The following is a 26,580-nucleotide window of genomic DNA, read 5'->3' as shown; positions in this document are numbered from 1 at the left end:
TCGACTCCGCCTCTCGGGCGAAGGATTAGGGACGCTTGGTCGCCACGTAGATGGTCGCCGTGGCGTCCCGTCCCTGCAACGGGTTGGGAAACGTGATGACCTCGGCCACGACGTCAGTGAAGACCGCCTCAAGGATGGACAGGTACTCGTCCTCGGGCGGATCGTTCGACCACATCGCGTACACGCCGCCGGGGCTCAGGTGGCTGGCGACCGCGGACATGCCGTTCAACCCGTAGAAGCCCTCGCTGCCGTCCGCGAGCAGGTGGGTGGGGGAGTGGTCGATGTCGAGAAGTACCGCGTCGAACAGCCTGCCCGGCGCAGACTCGTCGTAGCCGTCGCCGTACGACATGGCGAAGAAGTCTCCCTGCTGGAAGACGCATCGGTCGTCCGTGGTGAGCGCCGCGCTCGCGGGCACCAGGTTGTCGCGGTGCCAGCCGATCAGCGGCTCCACGAGCTCGACGACGACGCAGTTTGCGACTCGGTTGTGCTCGAGCGCGGCGACCGCCGTGTAGCCCAGCCCGAGGCCGCCCACGGCGACGTCGAACGTACGCCCGGGTGTGTCATCGGCCGCCGTATTGGCGGCGAGCCGCGCGATTCCCAGCCGCGACAGCGCGATCTCCGCGGCGGTGAACTGGCTGGACATCAGCCACTCGTCGTTGAGCTTGACCTCGAAGACGTCCTGCTTGGTGACCAGGTCGTAGCGGCGGCGCAGCGTGACCTCGCCGATGGGCGTGTCCGCGTATCCGAGTTCTTCCATCCGTGCGCTCACGAGCCACTCCTTGCTGCCGATGCGGCGACGCTCGCCCCCGTCACCCTAGCCGCAGCTGCAACCCTCTGCTGGAGCCGCCCTCTGGTGTCGACTAGCCGAGGTTTGCCGCGACCGCCTCGGCGATGGCGATGGCGCCGCCACCTTGCTCGCCGTCGTACGGCCCGTTGAAGGTGACCGCCACGTAGTCGCCGTCGACCAGCATGCCCATGGTGACTCCCGTGCGTACCGTGTACGCCTCGGATGCCCCCGCAACGGAGATCGCCGTGGCGTCGTCCACTCCGTCCTCGTAGGGAATGGGATAGCCGGGTGCGATCGCAACCGCCACGAAGCTGTCCCCGTCGGACTGCGTCCACTCGCACAGCGCGGAGAAGCTGGTCTGCCGGTCAGCCTCCGCGAGGCCCTCACCCACCGCCATGCCGGTCGCTGCCTCGATCTCGGCGGGGGAGAGCAACGCGCACACGTCGGGAAGGCCGGAGGCGGCGAGGTTCTCCTCCTCCGCGGCCGGCTCGGCCGGAGTCTCGGCGGCGGCCGTCGACTCAGGCGCAGCGGCGGTCGCGGCGCCGGAAGCGGTCGATGCGGGGGCGGCCGGGTCAGCCGTATCTTCGCCACCGCTGCAGGCCGCCAACATCAGCGCCAGGGTGACCGTGGTGCCAGCGAGGGCCGTGCGGGTCAGGAGTGCCATGGTGGTGCCCTTCGTAGGAGGAGTCGCGCGTGAAAACTTCTAAGTCGCAGCCAGTACCTGCCGACGGGTGCCGAGTGCTTGATTAGCCGAGGTTTGCGACGGCCAACTCGGCGAGTGCGACGGTCTCGCCGTCGGGGTCGCCCTCCACCTTCTCGAGGTTCTGGACCGTCAACCCGTAGTCGCCCACTTGGGCCAGCACGGTCCACTCCTCTACCGAGTACGCGGAGTCGGCCCCGGCAACGGTCACGTCGACCACGTTGTCGCTCACCGTCTCGTACGTGGGCCTCTGAGAGTCGATCGAGAAGCCACGCGGCGTGGTCAGGACGATCACCAGGCCAACCACATCGGCGTCCGTGTTGAGGTACTCGCAGTAGTAGACCGGGTCCGATGACACCTCGGCGTTGACCTGGCCCTCGTCGTACGACCCGCCCGTCACGGAACTGATCTGTGCCGCCGTCAGCACGCAGGGGTCGTCCGAGTCGAGGTCGCTAGCGGAGGAATCGTTGTCCGTATTTGCGTCGGCGTCGGTGGTCGGTTCGCTGCCGGAGGTAGACAACTCCTCGGTCGAGCCGTCGCCCGTCGCGGCGGCGTCGACCACGTCCGGGTCGGCGAGAGGGTCGTCGCCGGAGGACCCGCTGCACGCGGCGAGCGGGAGCGCGAGCAGGACGGCCAGCGTGAGTGCGTACGTGCGGGGGTGCGACATTGGAGGCTCCCTACGCCGCCAGCTGTCTGCCAGCGTGCTAACAGCAACGCTAGCCCGGCTGCGCCCAAACCGCGCGGTGAACGTCGGTGCGGTGGGCGCGGCGCCCTCAGGAACCCGCGGTGAACCCGAGCTGGCGCCAGGCCTCATAGATCGCGATCGACGCGCTCGAGGTGATGTTGAGCGAGCGCCGTCCAGGCAGCATCGGGATCCGGACCTGGTCGGTGATGCGCGGGTGGGCCAGCACCGCAGGCTCGAGGCCGGTGGGCTCGGGCCCGAACAGCAGGACGTCACCGGGTTGGTACGCGACGTCGGTGTAGACCCGGGTCGCCTGCGTGGTGAACGCGAAGACCCTGGCGTCGGGCCGCGCGGCCATCAGCGCGTCGAAGTCGGCGTGCACGGTCACGGTCGCGAGGTCGTGGTAGTCCAGCCCCGCGCGCTTGAGGCGAGGCTCGTCCATCTGGAAGCCCAGGGGCTCCACCAGGTCGAGGTGAGCGCCGGTCGCGGCGGACAGGCGAATCGCGTTGCCCGTGTTCTGTGGGATGCGCGGCTCGTGGAAGGCGATCGACGGAACGGAGTTCATTGGCATAGTCTCTCGCAGGTCTCGCCCCTGGCTGTGCGCGCTCTACGTGGCGAGCGTGAACGTGACCGAGATGTTGATGACGAGGGCCACCGCGATCAGCAGGAGGACCAGACCGAGCATCCCCAGTTTGGTGTCCGCGGCGGTCTGAGACCCGAGTGCGGCGGAGGTGTGACGCTTGACGCGATCCATGGTCGACGCCGATGCAGACTCGGTGGCAGCCGCGTTAGCCGCTTCCGCTGCATCTGCTTCCGCCTTGGCCGTGGCGGCCTTCGCAGCCGCGGTCTTGGCGGCAGCCGTCTTCGCCGCTGGCGCGGGAGCAGGCTCGGCATCGGCCGGTGTGGGAACGGACTGCGTCTGCGGGCGGGACTGCAGGTACGTCACGACCACCTGGGCGGCGATGCACAGGATTCCTGCGAACAGCAGGACGATGATGACGAAGGTTTGCATGGTGTGTTCCTCGCGTGGGTGGTGACGACTGGTGAGTCCAGTGTGCTGCCTGCGCCGGCCGCGGGCAAGGAGGCCGGGGGATGAGTTTCGCGGCCTAGTGGACGATCACGCCGAGGTGGTGGGCGAATTGCGAAGACAGTAGGGCAACCTGCGTCTCGCTCAGGTGGGCGCCCTTGAGTCCGTCCATCCCGGACACGGCGCCGACGCTCGCGCCGCGCAGATCCAGATCCTTGATCTGCATGCGGTGCGCGGTCAGGACGCCGATGGTGCAGTCCACGAAGGCGGCGCGCGCCCCCTTCACGTCCATCAGATCGAGTTCGTCGAACGTGCAGCCGGTGAACAGGACGTCGGTCAGGGTCGACCCGCGCAGATTCGCGTAGGTGACCTTGCAGTCGACGAACCGCGCGGCGCGCAGGTTGGCCCCGTAGCCGTCCCAGGCGCCGATGCGCGAGGCGGCCAGTTCCGTGCCAACCCAGGACGCATCGGGCGCCTTGAGGACCGGCACGTTGATACGGGTCAGGCGCGTGTCGCCGAAGCGCGCGGCGGTCAGGTCTGCCTCGCCGAGTGCCACGTTATCGAGTTCGCACCCCACGAACGAGACGCCGCGCAGCGGGCGGTCCTCGAAGGACGTGTCGGCCCAGCGCAACGCCTCGAGGGTGGTGTCATTGTCGATGTCGTCAGGCTCCGCCTGGGCCAGGTTGGAGAGGTTGAGCGTGCGGAGCTTTGGGGGACGGAGCTTAGGGGTGACGGGCGTGTGTGTGTCGCTCACCAGGGCATCGGGGTCTTGGTGTCTCGCTCCGCGTCGGTGGGGATGGCAGCGAGTCGGTCGCCGCCCGCGCGGATGCATAGCCACTTGAGGGTGGTGGGGCTGTCCGGGGAGCAGCGCCAGGTGCGGCGAACGTGCTGGCCGACGCGCACGGTGCTGCCGGCGACCACGGGAATGACCTGGTCGTCGAGGGCCATCTCGCCCTCGCCGTCGAGGAACATGTAGAGCTCCTCGATCTCGGTGTGGGCGTGCCAGTAGCCGGCCTGGTCGCCGGGAGCCATCGCGTTAGACGTGACGCCGATGAACTGCATGTCGAGCGCGTGGTCCACCACCCGGCGGCCCTCGCGCTGGGTCTGGTCGGTGAACCCTCCAAAGTGCGCGCCCCATTCGCTCAGCGGGCCAATGTTGGTTACTTGGAAGTCGCTCATGGCGTGCCTTTCGGAAGGTGATGAATACGAGCGTAGGCGACCGGGGAGCGGGCGGCAATACCTGCGACGATGCCCCCCAAAATCCCGGTGCTAGGTGGTGGTCACCGCGCGCAGCACGGCGTCTTGCTGGAGCCAACCGACGAGCGTGCCGGCGGCGTCCAGCACAGGCAGACCGTCGCCGGCCTCCTCCTCCAGCATCGGGTCGAGCGTCTCCTCCAGGGTGGCGTCGGGGCTTAGGTACGTGCGCCACTCGATCAATTGCGCGACCGTCACCGTGGGAGCGTCGTCGTCCTGGGCCAGCGCGGAGACGGCGGCCCCCGCCCGGACCACGCCAACGAAGTCCCCCTCGGGGGTGACCACCGGCAGGCATCGGCGCCCGGTACTCAGCAGCACCTTGGCGGCCTCGTCGAGGCTGAGGTCCGTGGACAGCGTCCGCCGGGGTGGTTCCATCACTGCGCGAACAGTGGTGTTGCTCAACGCGGGCGACTTGTTCTTGGCGTTGATATCCACGCCGCGACGCAGCAGCTTCTTGGTGTAGATCGTGTCCTTGCTCATGGCGGCAGCGGCGCCGGTAGCGACCACCACCGCGAGCATCAGGGGCAGGATGATCGAATACTCGCCCGTGAGCTCGAACAGGATGATCACCGCGGTGATCGGGGCGCGTGCGGCGCCGGAGAAGACCGCTGCCATCGCCACCAGCGCGTACGCGCCTGGGTTGATCCCCAGCGAGGGGAACAGGAAGTTCATGGTCTGGCCGAATGCCGCGCCGAGCATCGCGCCCAGGAACAGGGAGGGCGCGAACACGCCGCCAGAGCCGCCGATGCCGATGGTCAACGAGGTGGCGAAGATCTTGCCGACCAGCAGGACCAGTAGGAAGGCGATCGCGTACTTACCGTTGACAGCGTTCTCCAGCACGGGGTAACCCACGCCGTACATCTGCGGCAGCGCGAGCAGGACGATGCCGAGCAGCAGCCCGCCGACGCCGGGGCGTAGCCACTCCGGACCCTTCCAGATCTTGTCCGACAGGTCCTCGATCCGGTACAGCACCTTGACGAACGCCAAGGCGACGCCCGCCGCGAGCACCCCGAGCGCCGCGTACAGGAGGTACTCGGAGTGGTTGCTGACGGAGAACTCGGGGAGCACCAGGAAGGGGTCGTCGCCGAGGAACGCGCGGCCGATCACGGAGGCGACCACGGAGGACAGCACCACCGCGCCGAACGAGCTCACCGCGAACGACCCGAGCAGCAATTCAAGCGCGAAGAAGACTCCCGCGATGGGGGCGTTGAAGGTGGCCGCGATTCCGCCCGCGGCGCCACACGCGACGAGCATCCGGACGCGTGACTCGGGCAGCCGCGCCAGCCGGGCCAGGGAGGACCCGATCGCGGCGCCGATCTGGACGATCGGCCCCTCGCGGCCCACTGAGCCGCCCGACCCGATGGTGATGGCGGAAGCGAGCCCCTTGACCAGCGCGACCTTGGCGGGGATGCGACCGCCGCGCTTGTGGATCGCGTACATGACCTCGGGGACGCCGTGGCCGCGGGCTTCCCGCGCGAAGCGGTGAACCAACGGCCCGTAGATGAGCCCGCCGACGGCGGGCGCGAGGACCACGAAGAACGGGCCGAGCCACGGGACCCAGTGGTTCGATGGGTGGCCGGTGCTTCCCGAGTAGTCGAGGGTTCCGGCAAAGATCAGGGTGGCCTGCTCGATCAGCCAGCGAAACGCGATGGCGCCGAATCCCGCGCCCACGCCGATGATGAGGGCCAAGCCGATGATCGTTGCGTACTCGGAGCGCTGGGCGTTGGGGGTGGGTCGCCACCCCAAGGTGGCGCGAAATCCCGATCGGAGGGAGGCGAACACTCGTTCTCCAGACATTTGTACTTATGCAACTATTGCATGCTAGCAGGCGATTGCGCCTAAGATGTGCGCATGCCCACTTCACGCGACGCGGCGTCGGCCGCGATCACCGCCACCGTCACGTCCTCGCGCGCGCTGCTTGGAATCGTCGCCAAGTCCATGTCGGGGGCGCTCGACGAGCTGTCGTTGGTGCAGTTCCGCTTGCTGGTGGTCCTCGACACGTCCGGGCCGCTGCGCATGGGGGACCTGGCGGAGCGCATTGGCGTGCACCCGTCCACTCTGAGCCGCACGGTCGATCGACTGGAGGCGGGCGGCTGGATCTCCCGCGAGGTGAGCCCGGAGAGCCGCCGCGAGGTCATCGTCGCGGTCTCTCAGAAGGGCAAAGCGATGGTGGCCGAGGTGACGCGCACCCGCAGGCGGGCCATAGCCGCCGTCCTGCGGGAGCTGGATCCCGCCGATCGCGAGGCGGTGCGACTGGGGATGACGCTGTTCGCCGATGCCGCGGGGGAGCCCTCGGCCCCCGACATGCTCACGCTCGGGCTGTAGTTCAAGGGTGTGGCGTCTTGACAAGCGCCTGTCGCGATGTAAACATGTTAGTTGGCTAACGAATTAAAAGCGTGGCGACGCCCGATTGGGCACCGAGCATGACTCGGCCGCGCATCTTGGCCCGTCGAGTCGCGCAAGGAGACAGAACATGAATGAAGCGAAGGTAACCGAATCGGACCCGCTCGGTGGGGGGCGCGACAACATCGTCCGCGCCATGGGTGGGACGGCGCACGCGATGCGACGCCACCTCGACCACTGCATGCACGAGGTTCCGGGGCGCACCAGCGCCTGGGCCGTCATGCGCCACCTGTCGCACATGGGGCCCACGGCCCAGGCCGATCTGGCGCGAGCCGTTGGAGTCGCGGGCTCGACGCTCACGCGCCGGCTGGAGCAGATGGAGGACGACGGGCTGATCGAGCGCACCAACGACCCCGACGATGGCAGGCGGATCATCGTCGCGCTCAGCGAGCGGGGCGAGAGCCTGCGCGCCGAGCACCGCGAACAGACCAACGCCCAGATCGATCGCCTGATGGAGGGCGCCGATCCGGCGGACGTCGAGGCGCTGTGGCGCGTCATCGCCGTGGTGCGCACCAACCTGGCCGAGCTGCACCCCGAGGGGGATGAGTTCAGCCGCGGCGGGCGCGGCGGCGGCCGCGGTCGTGGCGGGCGCGGCGGTGGCCGACGCGGCGATGACCGCGGCGAAGGCGGCGGGCGTGGGCCAGGCGCCGGAAGACGCGGGCCCAGCGGTCGCGGGGGAGTCGAGTGAGCACGCCAGCACCCGCGGGGTCGCGGCGAGCGGCCATCGGCGGTTCGCCCGGCGGCAGTCAAGGTGGCCACGGAGGACGCCGAATGGACGAGGAATCGCAGCGCCGACTGAATGCCGAGGCGCCTCAGATACCTCACCTGTGGAACCGCGTCGGCCGGCTGTTCTCGCCGTACAAGCGAGCGCTGCTCGTGACGGCGGGCTTGGTGATGTTCACCGCGGCGGCGGCCGTCATTCCGCCGCTGCTCGTGGCGCGCATCTTTGACGACGCCCTGTTCCCGACGGGCGACGCGGGCGTCAACATGCCGCTGCTGATCGAGCTCGTGATCACCATGGTGGTGATCTACATCGCGGTCGCCGGGCTAGGAGTCTGGCAGACGTTCCTCACCTCCACGGTGGGAAACCAGGTCACGGGTGACCTGCGAGTGAAGCTCTTCACGCGACTGCAGTCGATGGACCTCGCGTTCTTCACCCGGACCAAGACCGGCGTCATTCAGTCGCGCCTGCAGAACGACGTGGGCGGGGTGGCCGGGGTCCTGACCACCTTCGTCAGCTCGATCGTGGGCAACGTCGTGACCGTGGTGGCCTCGCTCATCGCGATGCTCCTGCTGGACTGGAGACTGACCCTGATAGCGGTGGTGCTGATGCCGGCGCTGGTGGTGGTGCAGCGCAAGGTCGGGCAGATCCGCGCCCGCATCGCGGCGCAGACCCAGGAGTCGCTGTCGGAGATGACCGCCATCACCCAGGAGACGCTCAGCGTGTCGGGCATCCTGCTGAGCAAGGTCTACAACCGGCAGCGGGCGGAGACGGAGCGGTACTCAGCGGAGAACCGCAACCAGATTCACCTGCAGGTCAGGCAGGCGATGAGCGGACAGTGGTTCTTTGGCCTGGTGACCGTCATCATGTCCTCCGTGCCCGCCGTGATCTACCTTTTCTCCGGCGTGCTCATCGCACGATCGGCGGACGCGGGCACCGCGAGCGCCATCAGTGCAGGTACCGTCGTCGCGTTCACCGCGATTCAGGCGCGACTGCTGTTCCCCCTCATGGCGCTCATGCGCGTGGCGCTCGAGGTGCAGACCTCCAAGGCGCTCTTCGCGCGGATCTTCGAGTACCTGGACCTGATCCCCGCCATCGAGGACGCCCCGGACGCGACGGACGTGTCGCAGGCGCCAGGGCCGGTCGGTCAGGTGGAGTTCCGGGACGTGACGTTCCGCTACCCGGACGCGCCGGAGGACTCTCGCCCCACGCTCGACGGGGTGTCGTTCACGGTTGAACCCGGCAGCACTCACGCGTTCGTCGGCCCCAGCGGGGCGGGCAAGACCACCATCGTCTACCTGGCCGCGAGGCTCCACGAGGCATCGGGCGGTGCCGTGGTGTTCGCGGGCCAGGGCGTGAGGGAGCTCACTCACGAATCCGTGGTCGAGCGCGTGGGGGTGGTGAGCCAGGAGACGTACCTGTTCCATGCGACCATCGCGGAAAACTTACGATACGCCAAGCCGGATGCCACCGACGAAGAGCTTGAGGAGGCCTGCCGGGCCGCGAGCATTCACGACGCGATTCAGAGCTTTGAGCACGGCTACGACACGATGGTGGGGGAGCGTGGATACCGCCTGTCAGGAGGCGAGAAGCAGCGCATCGCGATTGCTCGCGTGCTGCTCAAGGACCCGCCGGTCCTGCTCCTCGACGAGGCCACGTCCGCCCTGGACACCGTCTCGGAACGGGTAGTGCAGGCGGCGCTGGACCGCGCGTCCCAGGGGCGCACCACGCTGACGGTCGCCCACCGGCTGTCGACGGTAGCCGATGCTGACGTAATTCACGTCGTGGAGGCCGGCCGGATTGTGGAGACAGGCACCCACTCCGAACTGATCGCGATGGGCGGCCTATACGCGCGCCTCGCGGAGCAGCAGCGAGACTAGCCCGGACACAAAAAAGCGGCGGAACCGGGCTATTGCCCAGTTCCGCCGCCTTTCTAGAAGTGCGTGTCGACTAGCTGCAACCGCATGAATCGCCGCAGCATCCGCCGGTGTTGTCCTCGGCGGCAGGCTTCTCAGCCTTGAGGTCGATCAGGTCGATGTTCTTGATGTCAGCCATATGCGTCTCCTTCGCTCGAGGTCAGACTCTTCGAGGAGTCTGTTCACACTGTAACCCCGCGGGCCACAGGTTCAATACCGGACTAGCCGGAAAATCTTGTCACCAGATGGTGACGCGCTGCTCGGGGGCTAGGTAGAGGGCGTCATCCGCTCCCACCCCGAATGCCTCGTACCAGGCATCCATGTTGCGAACGATGCCGTTGACGCGGAACTCGCTGGGCGAGTGTGGATCCGTCGCGAGGCGGGTCTTGAGGGCCTCGTCGCGCACCTTGATCTGCTCGCACAAGGCGTAACCCAGGAAGTAGCGCTGCAATCCGGTGTACCCGTCGAGGACGGGCGCGTCGGCGATGTCGCCGCCAAGCGAGATCTGGTACGCCCGCAAGGCAATCATGACGCCCGCCAAGTCGCCGATGTTCTCCCCGATGGTCAGCGCGCCGTTCACGGTGAACGATCCGGCGGCGTCCTGGAGCTGCTTGGGCGTGTAGCCGTTGAACTGCTCGATGAGCAGGCCCGCACGTTCCATGAAGGCGTCGCGGTCAGCCTGCGTCCACCAGTCGACCAGCTTGCCGGTGCCGTCAAACTTGCTGCCCTGGTCGTCGAAGCCGTGCCCAATCTCGTGCCCGATGACCGAGCCGATCGCGCCGTAGTTCACCGCGTCGTCTGCGTCCGCGTCAAAGAAGGGCGGCTGCAGGATGGCGGCGGGGAACACGATCTCGTTCGCGGTGGGCAGGTAGTAGGCGTTGACCGTCTGCGGGGTCATCAGCCACTCGGTACGGTCCACCGGCTTGCCGATCTTTGACCAGTCCCAGTCCTCGTCGAAGGCGGCTCCCGCGCGGACGTTGCCCAGCAGGTCCGTGGCGCTTAGCTCCAGCGCCGAGTAGTCGCGCCACTTCTCCGGGTAGCCGATCTTGGGCGTGAACTGACCGATCTTGACCAGCGCCTTGGCCTTGGTCTCGTCGGTCATCCATTCGAGGCCCTCGATCGAGATGCGGTACGCCTCGACCAGGTTGGCCACGAGGATGTCCATGCGCTGCTTGTGGGACGGGGGGAAGTGCTTGGAGACGTACAGCTGACCGACCTCTTCGCCGATCAGCCCCTCGACCAGGCTCACGCCGCGCTTCCACCGTTCCCGCTGCTCGGGCGCGCCGGACAGCACCGTGCCGTAGAACTCGAAGTTAGCCTTGCTGATCTCGGCAGTCAGGTAGGCGGCTCGACTGAGCACGACGCGCCAGCGCAACCACGCCTTCAACTCGGCCAGGGGCGTGGCGGACCACAGGTCACCTAGCGACTCCAGGAAGGTCGGTTCGGAGGCGATGAGCAGGTCCTCGGCTGCGGCGGGAAGACGGATGGCGCCGGCCCACTCGCGCCAGGGGAATCCGCCCGCGGTCTCAATTAGGGTGGCGAGCGTCGTGGGGTTGTGCGTGAGGTCGGCCTCGCGAGTCTTGACGTTGTCCCAGTGGTGGCTGGCGACGGCCTTTTCCACCTCGAACACCCCCGCGCCGGTGAAGTCGGCGGAAGTCAGCTCGGCCATGCGGTCGATGTGGGCGACGTACTTGTCCCGGGTTTCAGCGTGCGCGTCCTCGCGGTAGTAGGCCTCGTCGGGCAGCGCGATTCCGCTCTGCACCAGGTAGACCACGTTCTCGTCCGGGGAGTTGGCGTCGGCGTGAACGTAGTACCCGACGGCACCACTCACTCCGACTCGCTGTAGCTCGCCCATGGCGCGCGCGAGGTCCGCGTGGTTCTGAGCAGAGTCGATCAGCGCCCAGTCCGGCGCGAGCGGCTCGACACCCAGCTCGCTCAGGCGGTGCTCGTCCATGAACGAGGCGTAAAGCGCGCCGATGCGGCTGCCCGTTGGCGCCGAGTCGATGATGGTGCGCACGTGAGCCTCGGCCTCGTCTCGAAGCTTGTAGAAGGACCCGTCCGCGCTGCGGTCAGACGGGATCTCGTGCGAGTCCTCCCACGGCCCTGTCACGTGGCGGAAGAAGTCGTCTCCGGGGCGCACGGTGGGGGAAAGGGTGGTCGCGTCAATGCCTGAAGTGGGTGCCATGCCTTTACCCTATGGTGCGCGGCTGACGCGGGGGCGAGGTTTCGCCTCTGGCAAACTGGCATGATAGGAAATATGCGCATACACATTGGATCAGACCACGCCGGATTCGAACTCAAGCAGCACCTCGTCACGCACCTGCGCGACGAGGGCAACGACGTGATCGACCACGGCGCGCTCGAGTACGACGATCAGGACGACTACCCCTCGTTCTGCATCTCCGCGGCGGAGGGCGTCATCGCTGACGCCGGCTCGCTCGGCATCGTCATCGGAGGCTCGGGCAACGGCGAGCAGATCGCGGCTAACCGCGTCTCCGGCATCCGGGCGGCCCTCGCGTGGAACGTCGAAATTGCGCAGCTCGCCCGTCAGCACAACGACGCCAACGTGGTGAGCGTAGGCGGACGTATGCACACCCAGGAGGAGGCGACCGCGATCATCGACGCGTTCCTCGCGACCCCGTTCAGCGAGGGCGAGCGCCACCAGCGCCGCATCGACCAGCTGACCGCGTACGACCAGACCAAGTAGGGGCGCGCCTGCCGCGCCCCGTGCGCCCGGTCATTTCCGAGTAGCCGAGCATTTTGCGACGCTGAGACTCTCGAAATGCCCCACGACGAGCAACGCCCCGCCGGAGGAATCCGGCGGGGCGTTGCTCGTCACGATGTGGGTGGCTAGAAGTCCCAGTTGGTCAGCGGGGCCACCGGCGACATCATCGCGATAGCTAGCTCGCGTGCCTGGCCAGGCGTGTTCTCCTTGACCAGTCCCGCGGCGCTGAGCGCCTCCAGCGAGGTCCCGCCCAGGTAGACCGTGCCGAGGTGACGGATGTCCATCTCCAGGTCGGCCGTCGCTTCGGTGGCGGCGGCCGCATCGGCCTCGCGCGTGACCGTGGCGTCTCCGTCGCGTACGACGATGCGCCACACCCCCGCGTTGTCCGGCACGTGGCGGTCGCTGAGCTTGAACGTGACGTCGCAGTCGTGGAAGTACTGGCGGGACACCAGCGCCTCGGGCACGTTCAGCAGCCGCACCCAGATGTTGTCGATCACCTTGGTGCGCGCGGCGCGCGCGTCCTTGAGCTGGAACAGCAGCGGGTCGTCGGTCGCGAGGTTTTCGGTGTGGGTGGTGCCCACCAGGTCGAAGTCCGTCAGGACCTGCCACAGACGCTGCGAGGCGGCCGCGTTGAGCGAACCGTGCTCACGCACCTGGGCGACACCGTCGTGAATTCCGACCTCCGAGTCGGGCTTGCGGCGGAAGAAGGCATACGCGACGGGCTCTCCCGCGTCCTCGATGATGCAGATGCGCCACTTCTCCATGCCGTGGCGGTTCCCCACCGGGTCCGTGAAGCGCGCGTTGCGCCCGGATCCCTCGGGGTTCAGGATGGTGCCGGGGCGCGAGAGCTTGGCCTGCAGGTCCGCGACCAGCTGGTCGTGCTGGTCGAAGTCCGCGCGCTCGAGGCGCACGTTGAGTTCATCGGAACCGTCAACGTGCCACATGCGCGGGCCGCGGGGGATCGAGGCCTTAACGGTCTGCGCGCCCATGCCGTAGCCAAACCGGGCGTAGATCTCAGACTCCATCGCGTACAGGACGCTAATGTGCTCGCCGCGCGCGATGCTGCGCGAGAAGTGATCGTGAATCATGGTGGTCATGAGGCCGCGACGACGATGCGCGGGGTGGACTCCCAACCACGAAAGGCCGGCCGTGCGGACTTGTCGGCCTCCTGGAGTGATCATGTCGGTGCCGAAACTTGCATGTACCCCGGCGAGTTCGCCGACGGTCCCGCGGCGCTCGTCGGTGACCTCCACGGCGCGCGATCGATCCACCGGAATTGCGTCGATGTAGTCCTGTCGATCTTCCTTGAGCCACTCGCCCACGAAAGCCCACTGGACTACCTGGAACAGCTCGTCGATACGTGTTTCATCGATGCTGATTGACTGATAACCCTCTGATTTCTTCACCCGCCAATCGTTTCAGGTTTACCCGTCTTTGGGAAACGCAGGGCAAAAACGGTCAGAAGTGGAAGAGCGAAGCGGGCGCGCGGGTCGAGCGCATGGCGTCCGACAGTTGGCGCACCGAGCCGGGGGAGGACTCGTCGACCAGCCCCGCGTCGGTGAGCGACTCCACGCTGACGCCTCCCAGATAGGCGGCGCTGAGGTCCTGGATGTCCATGCTGAGGTCGGCGACGCTGGCACCCGGCGCGCGCGTCACGAGAGCCACATGCCGACCGTCGTCGTCCGTGCCTTGCGTCGACACGTGCCACAGCCCATCGTTTTGCGCGATGACCGCGTCGCGTACGCCGATGACCACGTCGACCGGGGCATCGTACGTGCGGGCGGCGAGGGCGCGGGGAACATCGAGAATGCGAACCCAGAGGTCGTCTTCGACGATCGCCTGGGGTGCGCGAGGGTCGGTAGCGAGCCACGCGAGAGGGTCGTCAAGCGGGAGTGCCGTCACGGTGATCTCGCTCGTGAGATCAAGGTCGAAGAGGACACTCCAAAGCCGACGCGCGGAAGCGGCCGTGGTGGTGACAAAGTTGAAGACGAGGACCTCGCCAGACGAACTGCCATGTTGAGATGAAGGGACGCGGCGAAACACTGCGAAGGCCTGGGGAACGCCGTCTGGATTCGACACGATGATGACCCGAAGGGGCTCCTTCTCCGGTCGTTGATTGACTCCCTCGGAAAAGAGCTCGACCGTGATCTCCGCGCCCTCGCGGACGATCGATCCCGGGCGGTCGACCTGCCGTTGCAGAGTGGCCATCAGGTCGGCGTGGCGGTCCCGGTTGAGCCGCTCCAGGCGAACGGTGAGTTCCTGCGCTCCCGCGACGTCGCGGAGTCCGGCTCCGCGCGCGAACTTTGCCCGCAGTTGACGTGTGCCAAGGCCGTAGCCAAAACGTTGATAGATCTTGGGTTCCGAAGCGGTCAGGACGCTCAAGAGTTCGCCGCGTGCAAGTGAGTGCTCGAAGTGCTCCCGCATCATCGCGGAGAGGAGTCCACGGCGACGGTGACCGGGGTGAACTCCCACCCAACTCAGCCCCGCGGTCGGCACGCGGCGACCTCCCGGCACGACCATCTCGAACGGGTAACTACACCGCACCGCGACCAGGTCGCCAGGTGCCCCGTGGCGCTCATCGGCTATGGCGATCGCGTTACCGCGATCCCAGACGAAGGCCTCTTTGAAGGCCAAGCGCTCCTCGGGGAGCCACGGGTTGAGGAACGCCCACTCGTCGACGTCGACCACGTCGTCCCAGCGGTCGGGGGTCAGCTGGAGGCGAGCGTAGCCGTCGGGAGGCGTGGTGGCGGGTATCTTGCCGTCAGGATGGTCCATACGGCGATTGTGCCACCGCGACTACTGGGTGTGCGCGTCGCGCGCGGCGTCTATCTGGTTTCTCAGGCGCGCCCACTCGACCTTGATGCAGCGGTTCTGCACTCCCGTCAGACCCGCCTCGCGGGCGCGCTCGATAGCAGCGTCGTTGACTACTCCCAGCTGCAACCACAGCATGTGTGCGTCCGCGGCGATCGCGTCGTCCGCGACCGGGTCGACGTACTCGGAGCGACGGAACACGTCGACGATGTCTGGAGGAGTGGGCAGTTCGGCGATGGACTCGTAGAACGCGTGGCCGAGGATCTCGGCGCTGCCCGCCGCGGGGTTGACCAGGAATACCTCGAGCGGGGTGTTCTCGATGAGCCACACCGCGATCTGGTGACTGGTGCGGATGTCGTTGGGCGAGGCGCCCACCACTGCGATTGTTTTCGCGCCAGCGAGGGCCGCGACGAGCAGGTCGTCATCGGGGGCCTGAGCCGCGCTCGGCATCGGGCACGCCTCGGCGGCGCTGGGGGTGGACACGGAGGCAATGTTTGCAGGCATCGTCGATTCGCTCATGCAGAATGAAACCACATTTTTCGGCGCATCATTCCCCGCGGCGCAAAGTGGTCGGGCCGGGCGGGGAGTGGCCGGCCACGGCATCGGCCGCACGGGGCTTGCGAGGAATACGGCGCGGGCAGGGTTCGTTGACGCAAGGGCAACCAGCGCCATGTTGTGGCGCATCCTCAGATCCGAAGGGAAGATTCGCAATGACCGAGAACAAGCCGCACATTGGGATTGAATCCGCCGATCGCGCCGAGATTGGCGACGGTCTCTCCAACCTCCTGTCCGACACCTACGCGCTGTACGTGCAGACTCAGGGCTACCACTGGAACGTGACCGGGCCCACCTTCCCAGCGCTGCACCAGATGCTCGAGGATCAGTACCTGGAATTGCAGGCCGCCGTCGACACCATCGCGGAGCGCGTGCGGGCCGTGGGCGAGAGGTCTCCCGGCAGCTTTGCCGAGTTCCTTGAGCGCGCCACGGTTGAGGACAACAAGGGCGCCACTACGGCGGGCCAGATGGTGAAGGACCTCATCGCGGGCCACGAGACGCTGATCCGCGTCGCGCGTCCCCTCGTGGAGATCGCGGACAAGGCGGGCGACGTCGCGTCTGCCGACCTTGTCACCGAACGCATCCGCGCGCACGAGAAGACCGCCTGGATGCTGCGCGCCACCGACGCCTAGTTCCCCCGAGCGGTTCACGCACTCAAGTGCCGTGCCCCCTCATGCGTTCGAGAGCCCCCGACCGGACACCGGTCGGGGGCTCTCGCTCGTTCTAGGACGTTGCCGCGAGGCGTGGCGTCAGATGTAGTACATCGCGGGCTCGCGGATCTCGGGCGCCGCATCAAGGTCCGGGTGATGGTGGGAGTCGCCCGAGTCGATAGCGGAGGCCGCCGTGGAGGCCTCCTTGGCCGCCGGGTGAATGCGAATCTTGGCGGGGATCCCCACCGCAGTCGCGCCCTCGGGCACGTCCTTGACCACGACGGCGTTGGAGCCGATGCGGGCATCGCAGCCGATGTGCACGGCGCCGAGCACCTTCGCGCCGGCGCCAATTACTACGCGGTCGCCGACGGTGGGGTGGCGCTTGCCCGGGCTCATCGTGGTGCCGCCCAGCGTCACGCCGTGGAACAGCAGGACGTCGTTGCCCACCACGGCGGTCTCGCCGATGACCACGCCCATGCCGTGGTCGATGAAGACGCGGCGGCCCAGCGTCGCACCGGGGTGAATCTCAATCCCGGTACGACGGCGGGCGTACTGCGACCAGAGGCGACCGTAGGTCTTCATCCCATGTGTCCACAGCCAGTTGGCGGCACGGTGGTGCCACACCGCGTGTACTCCCTGGTACGACGCGACGATGACCAGCGTGGAGCGCGCCGCGGGGTCGCGGTCGTGCACCGTGCGGATGTCTTCGAGGGCGAGCGTCAGAAAGTTCATGAGGAAAAGACCGGGGTGTCCTTTGGGTAGTGGTGAGGATTAGTCCATCAAGTCGGCGTACAGCACCGAGCTGAGGTAGCGCTCGCCGAACGACGGGATGATGGTGACGATGGTCTTGCCCTTGTTCTCGGGGCGCTTGCCCACCTCGATCGCGGCGTGGATCGCTGCTCCGGAGGAGATTCCCACGAGGAGGCCCTCCTTGCGAGCCGCGGCCCGTGCCGTGGCGATGGCGGTCTCAGAGTCGACGTCGAACACCTCGTCGTAGATCTCCTGGTTGAGAACCTCAGGAATGAAGTTCGCGCCGAGTCCCTGGATCTTGTGCGGGCCGGGTGCGCCACCGTTGAGGATGGGCGACTCCTTGGGCTCCACCGCGATCACCTGGATGTTGGGGTTCTTGGCCTTGAGGACCTCGCCGACGCCGGTGATGGTGCCGCCGGTGCCAATTCCGGCAATGAAGATGTCGACCTTGCCGTCAGTGTCGGCCCAGATCTCCTCGGCCGTGGTCTTGCGGTGGATCTCCGGGTTCGCTTCGTTGGCGAACTGCCTGGCCAGGATTGCGCCGGGGCGCTCCGCGGCGATCTTCTCGGAGGCGGCGACGGCGCCGGCCATGCCCTCGGGGCCGGGGGTCAGGACGAGCTCTGCGCCGAATGCGCGCAGCAGGCCGCGGCGCTCCTTCGACATCGTCTCGGGCATAGCGAGGACCACGTTGTAGCCGCGAGCCGCGCCGACCATGGCGAGCGCGATGCCGGTGTTGCCGGACGTCGCCTCGACGATGGTGCCGCCGGGCTTGAGCTCGCCGGACGCCTCTGCAGCGTCGACGATCGCGACGCCCAGGCGGTCCTTGACGGAGCTGGCGGGGTTGTAGAACTCGAGCTTGCCCAGGATGGTCGCGTCGACGCCGTCGGCGAGCGCGTTGATCTTGACAAGGGGGGTGTTGCCGATCAGATCGGTGACGTTTTCGTAGATCTTTGCCATGGCAGGTGCTTCCTTAGGTGAGTAGTGAAGTGTGATCCGTGTTGAACAACGCAGGTGTATCCCAATTCGATACCGGGGCGAGCGCTAGCGTGCCGGGAAAGGCCCATTTGGGCCTTTGGGCGGGGTGCTGCCAGCGCTCTACTGACAGCTGCAGCCCTCGCTACACATGCAAGCGCACATGCAGGAGGAGGCCACACAGGACAGGAGGGCAGGAGCAGACGTCATGACGACGTGGCTCCGGTTGCTCATCTCGCTGCCTTTCGTGTGTGGTGATGCCAGAGTATCGCCGCCGCGCCGATGCGGCAAGCGGCAGTTGCGAGGGGATTCGGGGCAATGCCGAAGGAGGGGAGGCGGCACTATGGTGGAAAGTGCCGCAAGCGCGTCGCATGACGGGATGGGAATGCAAGGCATGGAGTGGTTTTCCCTCGACAGCGTCAATTGGCTCGCCGTGCTAGCAGCCACGATCGCGTCGTTCGTCGTGGGCTACCTCTGGTACCGACCCGCGTTGTTCGGGCGCGAGCGGATGAAGCAGTTGAGCCTGCGCGGAAAGGATGGCGGTGGCGACGGAGGATCGTGGGGGCGTCACGCCGCGGTTGGCGTTGTCATCCTCCTCACCGCGCTAGTGATGAACATGCTGATGGTGGCGCTCGGCGTCGGATCGGTGGCCGGGGGCGCGGCGTTCGGGTTGGTCCTGGGCGCGGTCTTCCGGCTGGGCACGCACCTCATCCATAACGGTTTCGCTCTGCGCGGCCACCGTGCAACGTTGATCGATGGTGCTCAGGACGTGGTCTCGCTCGGCGTGGTTGGCGCAGTGATCGCGGCGTTCCTCTAGGCGGTTCGCCGGATACGGCGGTGCCACTGAGGCAGCGGCTGCTCCGGGGGAAACGAGAAGAGCCGGGTCCCTAAGGGCCCGGCTCCTGCTGTCTCATTCACGTGCGTCGTGCCGGATGAGAAGTCCGGTCGCGCTGCTCGTGGAGCAGGTGACGGGAATCGAACCCGCGTGATCAGTTTGGAAAACTGAGGCTCTACCATTGAGCTACACCCGCATCGTCAGGCACAGGCCGTCTCCAGCGCATGTCCAACGATCACTAGAGTAGCCGAGCCTGGGCCAGGATAAAAACTCTGCGCGTAAATGACTGCTGCTACCTCCGCTGGGGCCTCAGCGGTCGCCTTCTCGGGGCGAGGCGGCGCAGGACGAGAGCAACGCGCGCCCGACGGCGAGGATCTCGCTTTTGACGATGCTGGTATCCACATCGGAAATACGGGGATCAACCGCGGGCCCGATGAGCCCAGAGAGAAACATGGCGACGCGCACCTGTCGACCCGGCGTGGGGGCGTGGCCCGCGAGCGCGCTCTCGAGCTGCGAGAAGATAGCGAGCGCACGGTCGGAGAGGCGCCCCATGGCGACGTCTCTGAGGACGATGGCGTACAGGTCATGGTGCGTGACAGCCTGTTCGGCGAGGTCGTTCAGCAGCGCGTCAAGTCGCGCGTCGGGATCGTCGATGACCGCCGCGCGACGCACGCTCGCGTCGATCTCTACGAGAACGGGTTCCATGACGGCACTAACGATTAAGTCCTTGGAACGGAAGTGGTGGTAGACCGCGGCCTTGGTCACCCCTGCCTCGTCGGCGATTTTCTGCAGCGACGTGTCAGAAACGCCGTGGCGGGCGAACAGCGACATGGCGGTCGCGACGAGGTGGTCGCGGCCCGGGCGGCGTTGCTTAGGTGTGCTCATCAGCCTCTCGTGTCGTTTCGCGTCAGGTGACCTGTCAACGATTGTACTAGCCGATCGGCTAGATTTATAGTGATACGCAACGGCGATGAAGCCGCACCTGTTTGTTCGCGCGACAGGTCACCACTAAGCGAGGAGTATTTTCCGATGCCAAAGAAGCAGATTGCGCCCGGACCCAAGGCCGCTGATATTGAGGTGGATCTCCTCATCGTGGGTTCCGGAACCGGAATGGCGGCGGCACTCGCCGCGAAGGAGCAGGGCCTGTCGAGCCTCATCATCGAGAAGACCGCCTACGTGGGCGGATCGACCGCCCGCTCGGGCGGTGCCTTCTGGGTGCCCGGCAACTCGACGCTCGAGCGCGATGGCTCGCCGGATTCCGTCGCCCGAGCGGATTCGTACCTCGAGGCGATCGTCCGTGACAGTGCCCCCGCGGACCGATGGCGCGCTTACCTCGACCACGGACGTGACGCCATCGACGCGGTTGAACGGGTCACGAAGCTGAACTTTTTCTGGGCGGAGGGCTACCCGGACTATCACCCCGAGAACCCCGGCGGCTCGGCGACGGGACGTACGTGTGAACCCAAGCCGTTCGATTTGGCCGAGCTAGGCGCTGAGCGCAGCCGTTTTCGCGCGGGGGTGATGGAGGCGCCGGTGCCGATGCCGGTGACGGGAGCGGACTACAGGTGGATGAACCTCATGACACGGAAGCCGACAAAGGCGATCCCTCGCATGATCAAGCGGTTGGCCCAGGGAGTCGGCGGCAAGGCGCTGGGGCGCACCTACACTGCCGGCGGACAGGCGCTCGCCGCAGGCCTGTTCGCAGGCGTGATCGATGCCGGAATTCCGGTGTGGACGCGGGCGTCACTGGTGGCCCTGACCCGCGACGCGGATCGAGTCACCGGCGCGACGGTTGAGCAAGACGGCAAGACGGTGACTGTCGTTGCGAAGCGAGGCGTCATCCTCGCGACCGGGGGCTTCGAGCACAACGTGCCGCTGCGGCGCACGCACGCAGCAGTAATTCATGATGTGGACTACAGCCTGGGTTCGGACGGAAACACTGGCGATGGAATCGCCGCGGGTCAAGAGGTGGGCGCGGACGTGGCCCATATGGACCAGGCCTGGTGGTTCCCGGCGGTTGCGCCAGTGGGCGATGGTCAGGTACTGCCGCTCCTCGCCGAGCGCTCGCTACCGGGGTCGCTCATCGTGAACGACGGTGGTGAGCGCTTCATCAACGAGTCTGTTGACTACATGACCTTTGGGCAGGCCATGCTGGCTTCGCGAAACGCGGGTGGGGGTGAGCGAGAGATATGGCTGATCTTTGACCAGCAGTACCGCGACTCGTACCTGCTGGCCGCGTCAGTATTCCCGCGCCAGGCCATACCGAAGGCGTGGTACGACGCAGGCATCGCGCATCGGGCCGATAACCCCCGCGCACTCGCGGAGTCCATCGGGATGCCCCAGGACGCGCTCATTTCCACGCTGCGCCGGTTCAACTCCTTGGCGGCAAATGGCAACGACGAGGACTTCCACAGGGGAGAGAGCGCGTATGACCGTTACTACGGTGACCCGACGCATGGGCCCAACTCTTGCTTGCGGCCGCTCAAGGGAGGGCTGTATGCGGTCAAACTGGTGCTGTCCGATCTCGGTACCTGTGGCGGACTGAAGGCGGACGAGCGGGCTCGAGTGCTGCGGCCCGATGGAACGGTCATCGACGGCCTCTACGCCATCGGCAACACGGCTGGAAACGCCTTTGGCGACAAGTATCCGGGAGCGGGGGCGACCATCGGCCAGGGAATTGTCTTCGGGTACATTGCCGCTCTGGACGCGGCGGGAGTGACGGGCAAAGCGTGAGTTGGGGCGTCCCGGCCCGGGCGTTGGTGCGCTCTTTTTTGAGCGCCGATGCCCGGGCGGGGTCGTGCGCATGGCCTCACACGTACTAGAGTTGCCTGGCTCACGTTTGTGGGCATCGGGGTGTAGCGCAGCTTGGTAGCGCATCTGTTTTGGGAACAGAGGGTCGCAGGTTCAAATCCTGTCACCCCGACAACAATGACAAGAGGACCGCCCGCGGGCGGTCCTCTTGTCGTTTATCCCGCTAGTTTGGGAATGCGTCTCACCCCAGGGGCGCATCGAGGAGTGAAACGTGAACCAGTCGGAACTGCAGCGCAGCGTCGCCCAGGTCAAGTCGACAACTGACGTCGCCGCCTGCGAGGCGACCATCGCGGATGTGCGTACGCGCCATGCTCCCTCCGCCTCAACCTACGACACGTTCATGAAGGTGCTGGGGTGGGCCTGGGTCGCCCTAGCCCTCGTGACTGCGCTCGTCTTCATTGCAATGGGCGCCTACGCCTGGTTCTTCGTGATCTTCATCATCTTTGGTGCGGTAATCCTTGGCGTCCTGCACATTTTGGTCTCCGTGCTGCGCGCCCAGCATCGGAACGCCTACGACAAGGCGGTAGCCGCGATGAATGACCACGTGCGTGGACTAGGGCGCCCCGTCCCCGAGTAGCAGCTGGTGGCTAGTCGTCGGTGACGGTCACCAGAACTGAGATGTTGCCGCGGGTCGCGTTGGAATACGGGCACACCAGGTGCGCCGATGTGCACGCGGGCTCCCACGGAGGGTGGTCCTGAGTCATTTTCTGCTGTCGTGTGCCGCCGGATTTGGGAGGAAGGCGTGAAGCTCCGGAAACTTGAGCATCGTTTTCTGCGAATGATGGCGCTCGCGAGGAATGCGCGGACGTCTCGGAGAGTTTGAATATCTTGACAGCGAAGTCGAGGCCATCCGGCCTCATCCGTTAACAATCCCCCTCCGGGGCGATTTAAGGGAGGCGTTCAGCGATGAAGATTGGCGGCACCACAGAGGCGCTCAACATGCGCAGCGCGATCGTCCATGGTGGCCACTTGGTCACGCCGGTGAGCCAGCTCGACCGGCTTTTTCCTGAGAGCGGAGTCCGACTCCACGCGAAGCTCGACCAGCTCCAACTGTCGGGGAGCACCAAAGAGCGAACCGCGCGTTTCTTGCTCGATGAGCTGGAGTGCAACGGGGGACTGATGCCCGGTGGCACCGTGGTGGAGTCGACCTCGGGGAACCTCGGTATGGCACTGGCACGCCAGTGCACGCAGCGCGGCTATACCTTCATCGCGGTGGTTGACGAGCGAGCCAATAGGGCGGCGACGCAAACCATGGTGGCGTTCGGCGCACGCGTGGACCAGGTGGAGACCCCCGCGGACGGAAATCGCCTGCGGGCCCGCGTGGAGCGTGTCGCGCAATTGCTAGCTCACGTGCCGGGCTCCGTGACGACTAATCAGTACGGAAATGCGGCGAACCCTGCTGCTCACGCCAACACCACGCTGCCCGAGCTCGTGGACGCCCTTGGTGGTCCGCCCGACCACCTCTACGTTGCGATGAGCACCACCGGTACTGTGCTGGGCTGCCAGCTGGCCATCGAGCGCGCGGGGTGGAAGACGCGCCTCGTGGGCGTCGATGCGGAGGGGTCGGCCCTGTTTGGCGGCGCCTTGGGCGAGCGCAAGCTGCCGGGACTGGGCGCCGGATTTGCTACGGACCTGTCCCAGCAGGCGCATCCCGATGCCGTCAGCCGGGTCAGTGAGGCAGACATGATCCTCGGCTGCCGGCTCCTTGCGCGACGCGAGGGACTGCTCGCCGGTGCGTCGACGGGTGCGATAGTCGCGGCGATCGGCCGCGATTTGCCCTCGCTGAGCCGCGGCGCGACGGTCGCGATGCTGGTCCACGACGGAGGCAGCGCCTACTTGCCGACGGTGTTCGACGACGAGTGGGTGCGTGCTGAGATCCCAGGCGGGGAGCGCGCGCTGGCCGTCAGCTCGAGCGCGAATCCGTTCGTCGAGATGGCATGAGCGAGAACCCAAGGGGCGGTGCGATGGACCTGGTGGTGGTCGGAGGGGGACCGCGCGCGCTCTATGCCCTTGCTGACCTCGACGAGGAGCTGGCGCGCAGTGCTCCCGAGGCGCAGGCGCGCCCCTTTCGCGTGACGATCCTCGAGACGGGCAGGCTCGGCGCGGGCGCGGTATGGGAACCGGGTCAGCCAGCGCACCTCATGATGAACGTCGACTCGCGAATCGTCGATGCCACCTGCCCCTCCGTCCCGCTCACGTTCCAGCAGTGGCAGGGGAGCGGCGGGGAGGTCTTCCCGTCGCGCGCGCAGGTGGGGCGCTACCTCGCCTGGAGCTTTGAGCGGCTTCGCGAGTCTGCGCGCCTTGAGGTGATCCACCGGCCCGTCCGAGCGACGGCAGTGCGGCGCGAGGGCCTCTCTTGGGTCTGCGAGACGGTCGATGCGGCGGGGAAAGGGGCCGCGTCCGAGCGCTCACCTCGAGTGATGCTCGCCACCGGCCACACGGGCGGCCCGGGCATCGACCATGCCGCGGTGGCCGATGCGTCGCGTGGCCCGTGTCCCGGCGCGCCGGTAGTAGTGCGCGGGGCGTCGCTCACGGCATTCGACGTCGTGATGGATCTCACGGCCGGGCGCGGCGGGAGCTGGGTCGCGGATGCCACCGTCGACTGGGGGCTTCGGTACGTCCCAGGGGGCTCGGAGCCCTCGTCAATCACGATGCTGTCGCGTTCTGGGGAGCCGATGCTGCCCAAGCCGGTCTCCCTCCCGGCGGCAGTCGTGGCGGCCGTGCGTGACCGGACCTCGGCGTGGTCTTCCGAGTCCAACCCGGATGACGAGTGGTGGGACGTGCTGGCGGCCGGTGCAGAGGCCGCGGCCCTCGCCTCGGGCACCCGCGTGACACGCGAAGAGCTGTGGGCCCGTTTAGATGGCGTGTTGGCGGACGGCCCTGACGCTCGCTGGGCTCGAGACGTGCGCCGCGCACTGGGCGATGTTGACAGCGATTGCGCGTGGTGGTGGGGCCGGGCGTGGGCTGCCGGATATGCCGACGTGGTGCGCTCACTAGAACGCGCACCCCGGGATCCGGCGCTGTGGTCGCGGTGGCGCGCACGGGCCGCAACGCTCGAACGGTGGGCATTTGGGCCGCCGCTCGTGACTCACCGGCGACTGCTGGCACTGAGGGAGTCGGGCATCCTGCGAGTGGTGCGGGGCTCGAGTCCGGCGCAGATGGAATCGGGCGTGGAAGTGATTGACGCCTTCACCCGCGGACCGGGCATTCGAGATGCAGTGCGAGGAAAGGGCGGGACCGCGCCGGAGGAGGGCCGCGAGCCGTGGGAAGGCCTGCTGGCCGACGGTCACGTGAGCGTGCGGCCCGGCGAACGTGGGGCGCTGACTGCCTCGGATGGCACCTGCGTTGGCCCCGGCGGTGACCTCAGCGTCGGCCTTGCGGCGCTCGGACGCCCCACGGAGGATCCCGTGATTGGGCACGACTCGCTCCAGCGACGCCTGCACGGCGACTCAAGTAGGTGGGCCCGCGCTGTCGCGACCACGTGGCTCGCCGACCGCGGTGTGGAATCGGCACAACTGACGAAGGTGGGAACAGATGACTAACCAAGCACCCGTGGCCTGCGAGGGCGTAGCCCCGCTGACGGCGCGCACGGAGCCATGGATGGAGGACGTGCTCGGCGACGCCCAGCAATGCGGCTCGCTCATCAGCGAGTTTGGCTCTCCGGTCAACGTCCTCGACTTCTCTCCACTTGCCCGCAACGCGGCCGAGTTGGTGGACGCCGCGCGTGGCGAGGGCGTGAGGCTGGGCGTCTACGTCGCGCGCAAGGCCAACAAGGCACTGGGCCTGGTCACAGCGGCGAACGATGCGGGACTGGGGCTGGATGTTGCCTCGCTCGCCGAGCTGCGCCAGTGTCTTGACCTGGGAGTCCGAGGCGAGGCCATCATCGTCACGGCGGCGGTGAAGTCGCGCGAGCTTATTCGCCTCGCGCTTGACTCGGGCGCGCTGATAAGCCTGGACAACGCCGACGAGCTCGATGACGTCGTGCTCGCGGCCTCAGGCGGCGAGCGTGTGGCGCGAGTGGCTCTGCGGCTGGCGTCCACCGACCCCTCAATTGCGCCCACCCGGTTTGGCCTCACGTCGCGGCAGTGGGACCGCGCGCTCGCCGAGGTCGACTCCGGCACACTGCGGATAGAGGGCATCCACTTTCACCTCAACGCGTATAGCGCCGCCGAGCGCGCCATTGTGTTGCGTGAGGCGCTTTCCTGGACGGATCGACTCCGCGATCAAGGCCACCGGATCGCCTTCATCGATATGGGCGGCGGCATCCCGATGAGCTACCTCGCCGACGGAGCCCAGTGGGGCGCCTTCTGGGACGGCGTGGACAAGGACGAGCACGGCACCCTGACGTGGCGCTCAGACCGCCTGGGTCTCACCGACCCGAGTGCCGCGCGACCCTCGGGATCGCTCTACCCGTACTGGCAGCGCCCGGTGCGCGGCGGATGGCTGCGGGACGTGCTGCGGGCGCCGGGGAGTGAACGGGAGAGCATCGCGGCGGAACTCGCCGCGCGCGACCTCGAATTGCGTTGCGAGCCCGGGCGTTCGGTGCTTGACGGCTGCGGGATGACCCTGGCTGAGGTCGCGTTCCGGAAGTCGACGAGCGACGACATCCCCCTGGTAGGTCTGCACATGAATCGCACTCAGGTGCGATCCACGTCGGTCGACTTCCTGCTTGACCCACGCTGGGTTCGGCCCGCCGAGGCGGGCGAACCCAGCCCCGCGTTCGACGGCTTCCTGGTGGGTGCCTACTGCGTCGAGGAGGAATTGATCCTGCGGCGCCGCCTCCGATTCAAGGATGGAGTGGCACGCGGGGACATTGCGGCGTTTATGAACACGGGTGGTTACCTGATGCACATCCTGGAAAGCGCCTCGCACCAGTTGCCGCTTGCCGTCAACGTGGTTCGCGGCGCCGACGGCGCGTGGGTGCACGACGGCATCGACAAGCCCGCTTGAACCGCGCGGCGCGGTGCCCCTTGAGGGTCCC

26 protein-coding genes, 2 tRNA genes and 1 pseudogene are annotated in these 26,580 nt (G+C 67.0%); 12 read left to right on the top strand and 17 right to left on the bottom strand.

Annotation, left to right across the window (positions count from 1 at the left end; translation table 11 throughout):
• Positions 1–25: 25 nt before the first annotated feature.
• From ACQU6B_RS09475 to ACQU6B_RS09440, 8 genes are all read right to left on the bottom strand, one after another.
• Complete coding sequence (locus tag ACQU6B_RS09475) at positions 26–769, bottom strand: spermidine synthase (protein ID WP_430867307.1); 744 nt, start codon at positions 767–769, stop codon at positions 26–28.
• A 91-nt stretch (positions 770–860) separates the two neighbouring features.
• Positions 861–1,451, bottom strand: a complete 591-nt coding sequence (locus tag ACQU6B_RS09470) for a DUF3558 family protein (protein WP_430867306.1) — start codon at positions 1,449–1,451, stop codon at positions 861–863.
• A gap of 82 nt (positions 1,452–1,533) precedes the next feature.
• The gene (locus ACQU6B_RS09465; protein WP_430867305.1) at positions 1,534–2,154 is read right to left on the bottom strand and encodes a hypothetical protein; all 621 of its coding nucleotides are present in this window, start codon (positions 2,152–2,154) and stop codon (positions 1,534–1,536) included.
• A gap of 106 nt (positions 2,155–2,260) precedes the next feature.
• Entirely contained in the window at positions 2,261–2,734 is a 474-nt protein-coding gene (locus ACQU6B_RS09460) for a tRNA (cytidine(34)-2'-O)-methyltransferase (RefSeq protein ID WP_430867304.1), read from the bottom strand.
• 42 nt (positions 2,735–2,776) lie between these two features.
• Positions 2,777–3,181, bottom strand: a complete 405-nt coding sequence (locus ACQU6B_RS09455; RefSeq protein ID WP_430867303.1) for a hypothetical protein — start codon at positions 3,179–3,181, stop codon at positions 2,777–2,779.
• Positions 3,182–3,275: 94 nt separating this feature from the next.
• The gene (locus ACQU6B_RS09450; RefSeq protein WP_430867302.1) at positions 3,276–3,950 is read right to left on the bottom strand and encodes a pentapeptide repeat-containing protein; all 675 of its coding nucleotides are present in this window, start codon (positions 3,948–3,950) and stop codon (positions 3,276–3,278) included.
• Positions 3,947–4,375: a cupin domain-containing protein gene (locus ACQU6B_RS09445; protein ID WP_430867301.1), complete on the bottom strand. Its 429-nt coding sequence runs from the start codon at positions 4,373–4,375 to the stop codon at positions 3,947–3,949. The genes ACQU6B_RS09450 and ACQU6B_RS09445 overlap by 4 nt, the downstream gene beginning before the upstream one ends.
• A 90-nt stretch (positions 4,376–4,465) precedes the next feature.
• Complete coding sequence (locus tag ACQU6B_RS09440) at positions 4,466–6,247, bottom strand: chloride channel protein (protein ID WP_430867300.1); 1,782 nt, start codon at positions 6,245–6,247, stop codon at positions 4,466–4,468.
• Positions 6,248–6,301: 54 nt separating this feature from the next.
• On the opposite strand from ACQU6B_RS09440, the gene ACQU6B_RS09435 reads away from it, so the two are divergent.
• From ACQU6B_RS09435 to ACQU6B_RS09425, 3 genes are all read left to right on the top strand, one after another.
• On the top strand, positions 6,302–6,775 hold the full coding sequence (locus ACQU6B_RS09435) for a MarR family winged helix-turn-helix transcriptional regulator (protein ID WP_430867299.1): 474 nt from the start codon (positions 6,302–6,304) through the stop codon (positions 6,773–6,775).
• Between the two features lie 148 nt (positions 6,776–6,923).
• Positions 6,924–7,541 (top strand): MarR family winged helix-turn-helix transcriptional regulator, encoded by a 618-nt coding sequence (locus tag ACQU6B_RS09430; RefSeq protein WP_430867298.1) that lies wholly within the window; start codon positions 6,924–6,926, stop codon positions 7,539–7,541.
• A gap of 83 nt (positions 7,542–7,624) precedes the next feature.
• Positions 7,625–9,454: an ABC transporter ATP-binding protein gene (locus ACQU6B_RS09425; RefSeq protein WP_430867297.1), complete on the top strand. Its 1,830-nt coding sequence runs from the start codon at positions 7,625–7,627 to the stop codon at positions 9,452–9,454.
• 274 nt (positions 9,455–9,728) lie between these two features.
• On the opposite strand, the gene ACQU6B_RS09420 is transcribed toward ACQU6B_RS09425, so the two are convergent.
• Positions 9,729–11,675, bottom strand: coding sequence for a M13 family metallopeptidase (locus ACQU6B_RS09420; RefSeq protein ID WP_430867296.1), 1,947 nt, complete (start codon positions 11,673–11,675; stop codon positions 9,729–9,731).
• Between the two features lie 72 nt (positions 11,676–11,747).
• On the opposite strand from ACQU6B_RS09420, the gene ACQU6B_RS09415 reads away from it, so the two are divergent.
• Complete coding sequence (locus ACQU6B_RS09415) at positions 11,748–12,197, top strand: ribose-5-phosphate isomerase (RefSeq protein ID WP_430867295.1); 450 nt, start codon at positions 11,748–11,750, stop codon at positions 12,195–12,197.
• A gap of 143 nt (positions 12,198–12,340) precedes the next feature.
• Here ACQU6B_RS09415 and ACQU6B_RS09410 read toward each other — a convergent pair whose 3' ends face one another.
• Genes ACQU6B_RS09410 through ACQU6B_RS09400 form a run of 3 tightly spaced genes read right to left on the bottom strand, consistent with a single transcriptional unit; the run spans position 12,341 to position 15,545 of the window.
• Complete coding sequence (locus ACQU6B_RS09410; protein WP_430867294.1) at positions 12,341–13,621, bottom strand: GNAT family N-acetyltransferase; 1,281 nt, start codon at positions 13,619–13,621, stop codon at positions 12,341–12,343.
• Positions 13,622–13,673: 52 nt separating this feature from the next.
• Positions 13,674–14,990, bottom strand: coding sequence for a GNAT family N-acetyltransferase (locus ACQU6B_RS09405; protein WP_430867293.1), 1,317 nt, complete (start codon positions 14,988–14,990; stop codon positions 13,674–13,676).
• A gap of 21 nt (positions 14,991–15,011) precedes the next feature.
• Positions 15,012–15,545, bottom strand: a complete 534-nt coding sequence (locus tag ACQU6B_RS09400) for a CoA-binding protein (protein ID WP_430867292.1) — start codon at positions 15,543–15,545, stop codon at positions 15,012–15,014.
• A gap of 191 nt (positions 15,546–15,736) precedes the next feature.
• Here ACQU6B_RS09400 and ACQU6B_RS09395 point away from each other — a divergent pair, with 191 nt between their 5' ends.
• Complete coding sequence (locus ACQU6B_RS09395; RefSeq protein ID WP_430867291.1) at positions 15,737–16,213, top strand: Dps family protein; 477 nt, start codon at positions 15,737–15,739, stop codon at positions 16,211–16,213.
• Between the two features lie 117 nt (positions 16,214–16,330).
• Here the strand turns inward: ACQU6B_RS09395 and cysE are convergent, their stop codons facing one another.
• Complete coding sequence (gene cysE / locus ACQU6B_RS09390; protein WP_430867290.1) at positions 16,331–16,963, bottom strand: serine O-acetyltransferase; 633 nt, start codon at positions 16,961–16,963, stop codon at positions 16,331–16,333.
• 39 nt (positions 16,964–17,002) lie between these two features.
• Positions 17,003–17,938: a cysteine synthase A gene (cysK, locus tag ACQU6B_RS09385; protein WP_430867289.1), complete on the bottom strand. Its 936-nt coding sequence runs from the start codon at positions 17,936–17,938 to the stop codon at positions 17,003–17,005.
• Positions 17,939–18,347: 409 nt separating this feature from the next.
• Between cysK and ACQU6B_RS09380 the strand changes: the two genes are divergently transcribed.
• A complete protein-coding gene (locus ACQU6B_RS09380) occupies positions 18,348–18,770 on the top strand; it encodes a DUF1761 domain-containing protein (RefSeq protein ID WP_430867288.1) in 423 nt (140 codons plus the stop codon).
• Positions 18,771–18,910: 140 nt separating this feature from the next.
• Here ACQU6B_RS09380 and ACQU6B_RS09375 read toward each other — a convergent pair.
• A tRNA-Gly gene (locus tag ACQU6B_RS09375) sits at positions 18,911–18,984 on the bottom strand.
• Between the two features lie 113 nt (positions 18,985–19,097).
• Positions 19,098–19,673, bottom strand: a complete 576-nt coding sequence (locus tag ACQU6B_RS09370) for a TetR/AcrR family transcriptional regulator (protein ID WP_430867287.1) — start codon at positions 19,671–19,673, stop codon at positions 19,098–19,100.
• Positions 19,674–19,817: 144 nt separating this feature from the next.
• Here ACQU6B_RS09370 and ACQU6B_RS09365 point away from each other — a divergent pair, with 144 nt between their 5' ends.
• From ACQU6B_RS09365 to ACQU6B_RS09355, 3 genes are all read left to right on the top strand, one after another.
• Positions 19,818–21,521 (top strand): 3-ketosteroid-delta-1-dehydrogenase, encoded by a 1,704-nt coding sequence (locus tag ACQU6B_RS09365; protein ID WP_430867286.1) that lies wholly within the window; start codon positions 19,818–19,820, stop codon positions 21,519–21,521.
• A 116-nt stretch (positions 21,522–21,637) separates the two neighbouring features.
• Positions 21,638–21,711 (top strand) — tRNA-Pro (locus ACQU6B_RS09360).
• 99 nt (positions 21,712–21,810) lie between these two features.
• Positions 21,811–22,176 (top strand): hypothetical protein, encoded by a 366-nt coding sequence (locus ACQU6B_RS09355; RefSeq protein ID WP_430867285.1) that lies wholly within the window; start codon positions 21,811–21,813, stop codon positions 22,174–22,176.
• Between the two features lie 10 nt (positions 22,177–22,186).
• On the opposite strand, the pseudogene ACQU6B_RS09350 reads toward ACQU6B_RS09355, so the two are convergent.
• Positions 22,187–22,261, bottom strand: a pseudogene (locus ACQU6B_RS09350) (organic hydroperoxide resistance protein); the annotation flags it as partial.
• Positions 22,262–22,505: 244 nt separating this feature from the next.
• Here ACQU6B_RS09350 and ACQU6B_RS09345 point away from each other — a divergent pair.
• From ACQU6B_RS09345 to ACQU6B_RS09335, 3 genes are read left to right on the top strand one after another with little or no spacing between them, the layout of a single operon-like run.
• Positions 22,506–23,540 carry a cysteine synthase family protein gene (locus ACQU6B_RS09345; protein WP_430867284.1) on the top strand — a complete coding sequence of 345 codons (1,035 nt, stop codon included), beginning with the start codon at positions 22,506–22,508 and terminating at the stop codon, positions 23,538–23,540.
• On the top strand, positions 23,537–25,141 hold the full coding sequence (locus tag ACQU6B_RS09340; protein WP_430867283.1) for an FAD/NAD(P)-binding protein: 1,605 nt from the start codon (positions 23,537–23,539) through the stop codon (positions 25,139–25,141). Before ACQU6B_RS09345 ends, ACQU6B_RS09340 begins: the two co-directional genes overlap by 4 nt.
• Positions 25,134–26,549, top strand: coding sequence for a Y4yA family PLP-dependent enzyme (locus ACQU6B_RS09335; protein WP_430867282.1), 1,416 nt, complete (start codon positions 25,134–25,136; stop codon positions 26,547–26,549). Before ACQU6B_RS09340 ends, ACQU6B_RS09335 begins: the two co-directional genes overlap by 8 nt.
• The last annotated feature ends 31 nt before the right edge of the window (positions 26,550–26,580 follow it).

Origin of the sequence: Demequina aurantiaca (assembly GCF_050598105.1) — a bacterium.
In the GTDB taxonomy this organism is placed as follows: Bacteria; Actinomycetota; Actinomycetes; order Actinomycetales; family Demequinaceae; genus Demequina; species Demequina aurantiaca_A.
This window is presented reverse-complemented; position numbering and strand designations above follow the sequence as displayed.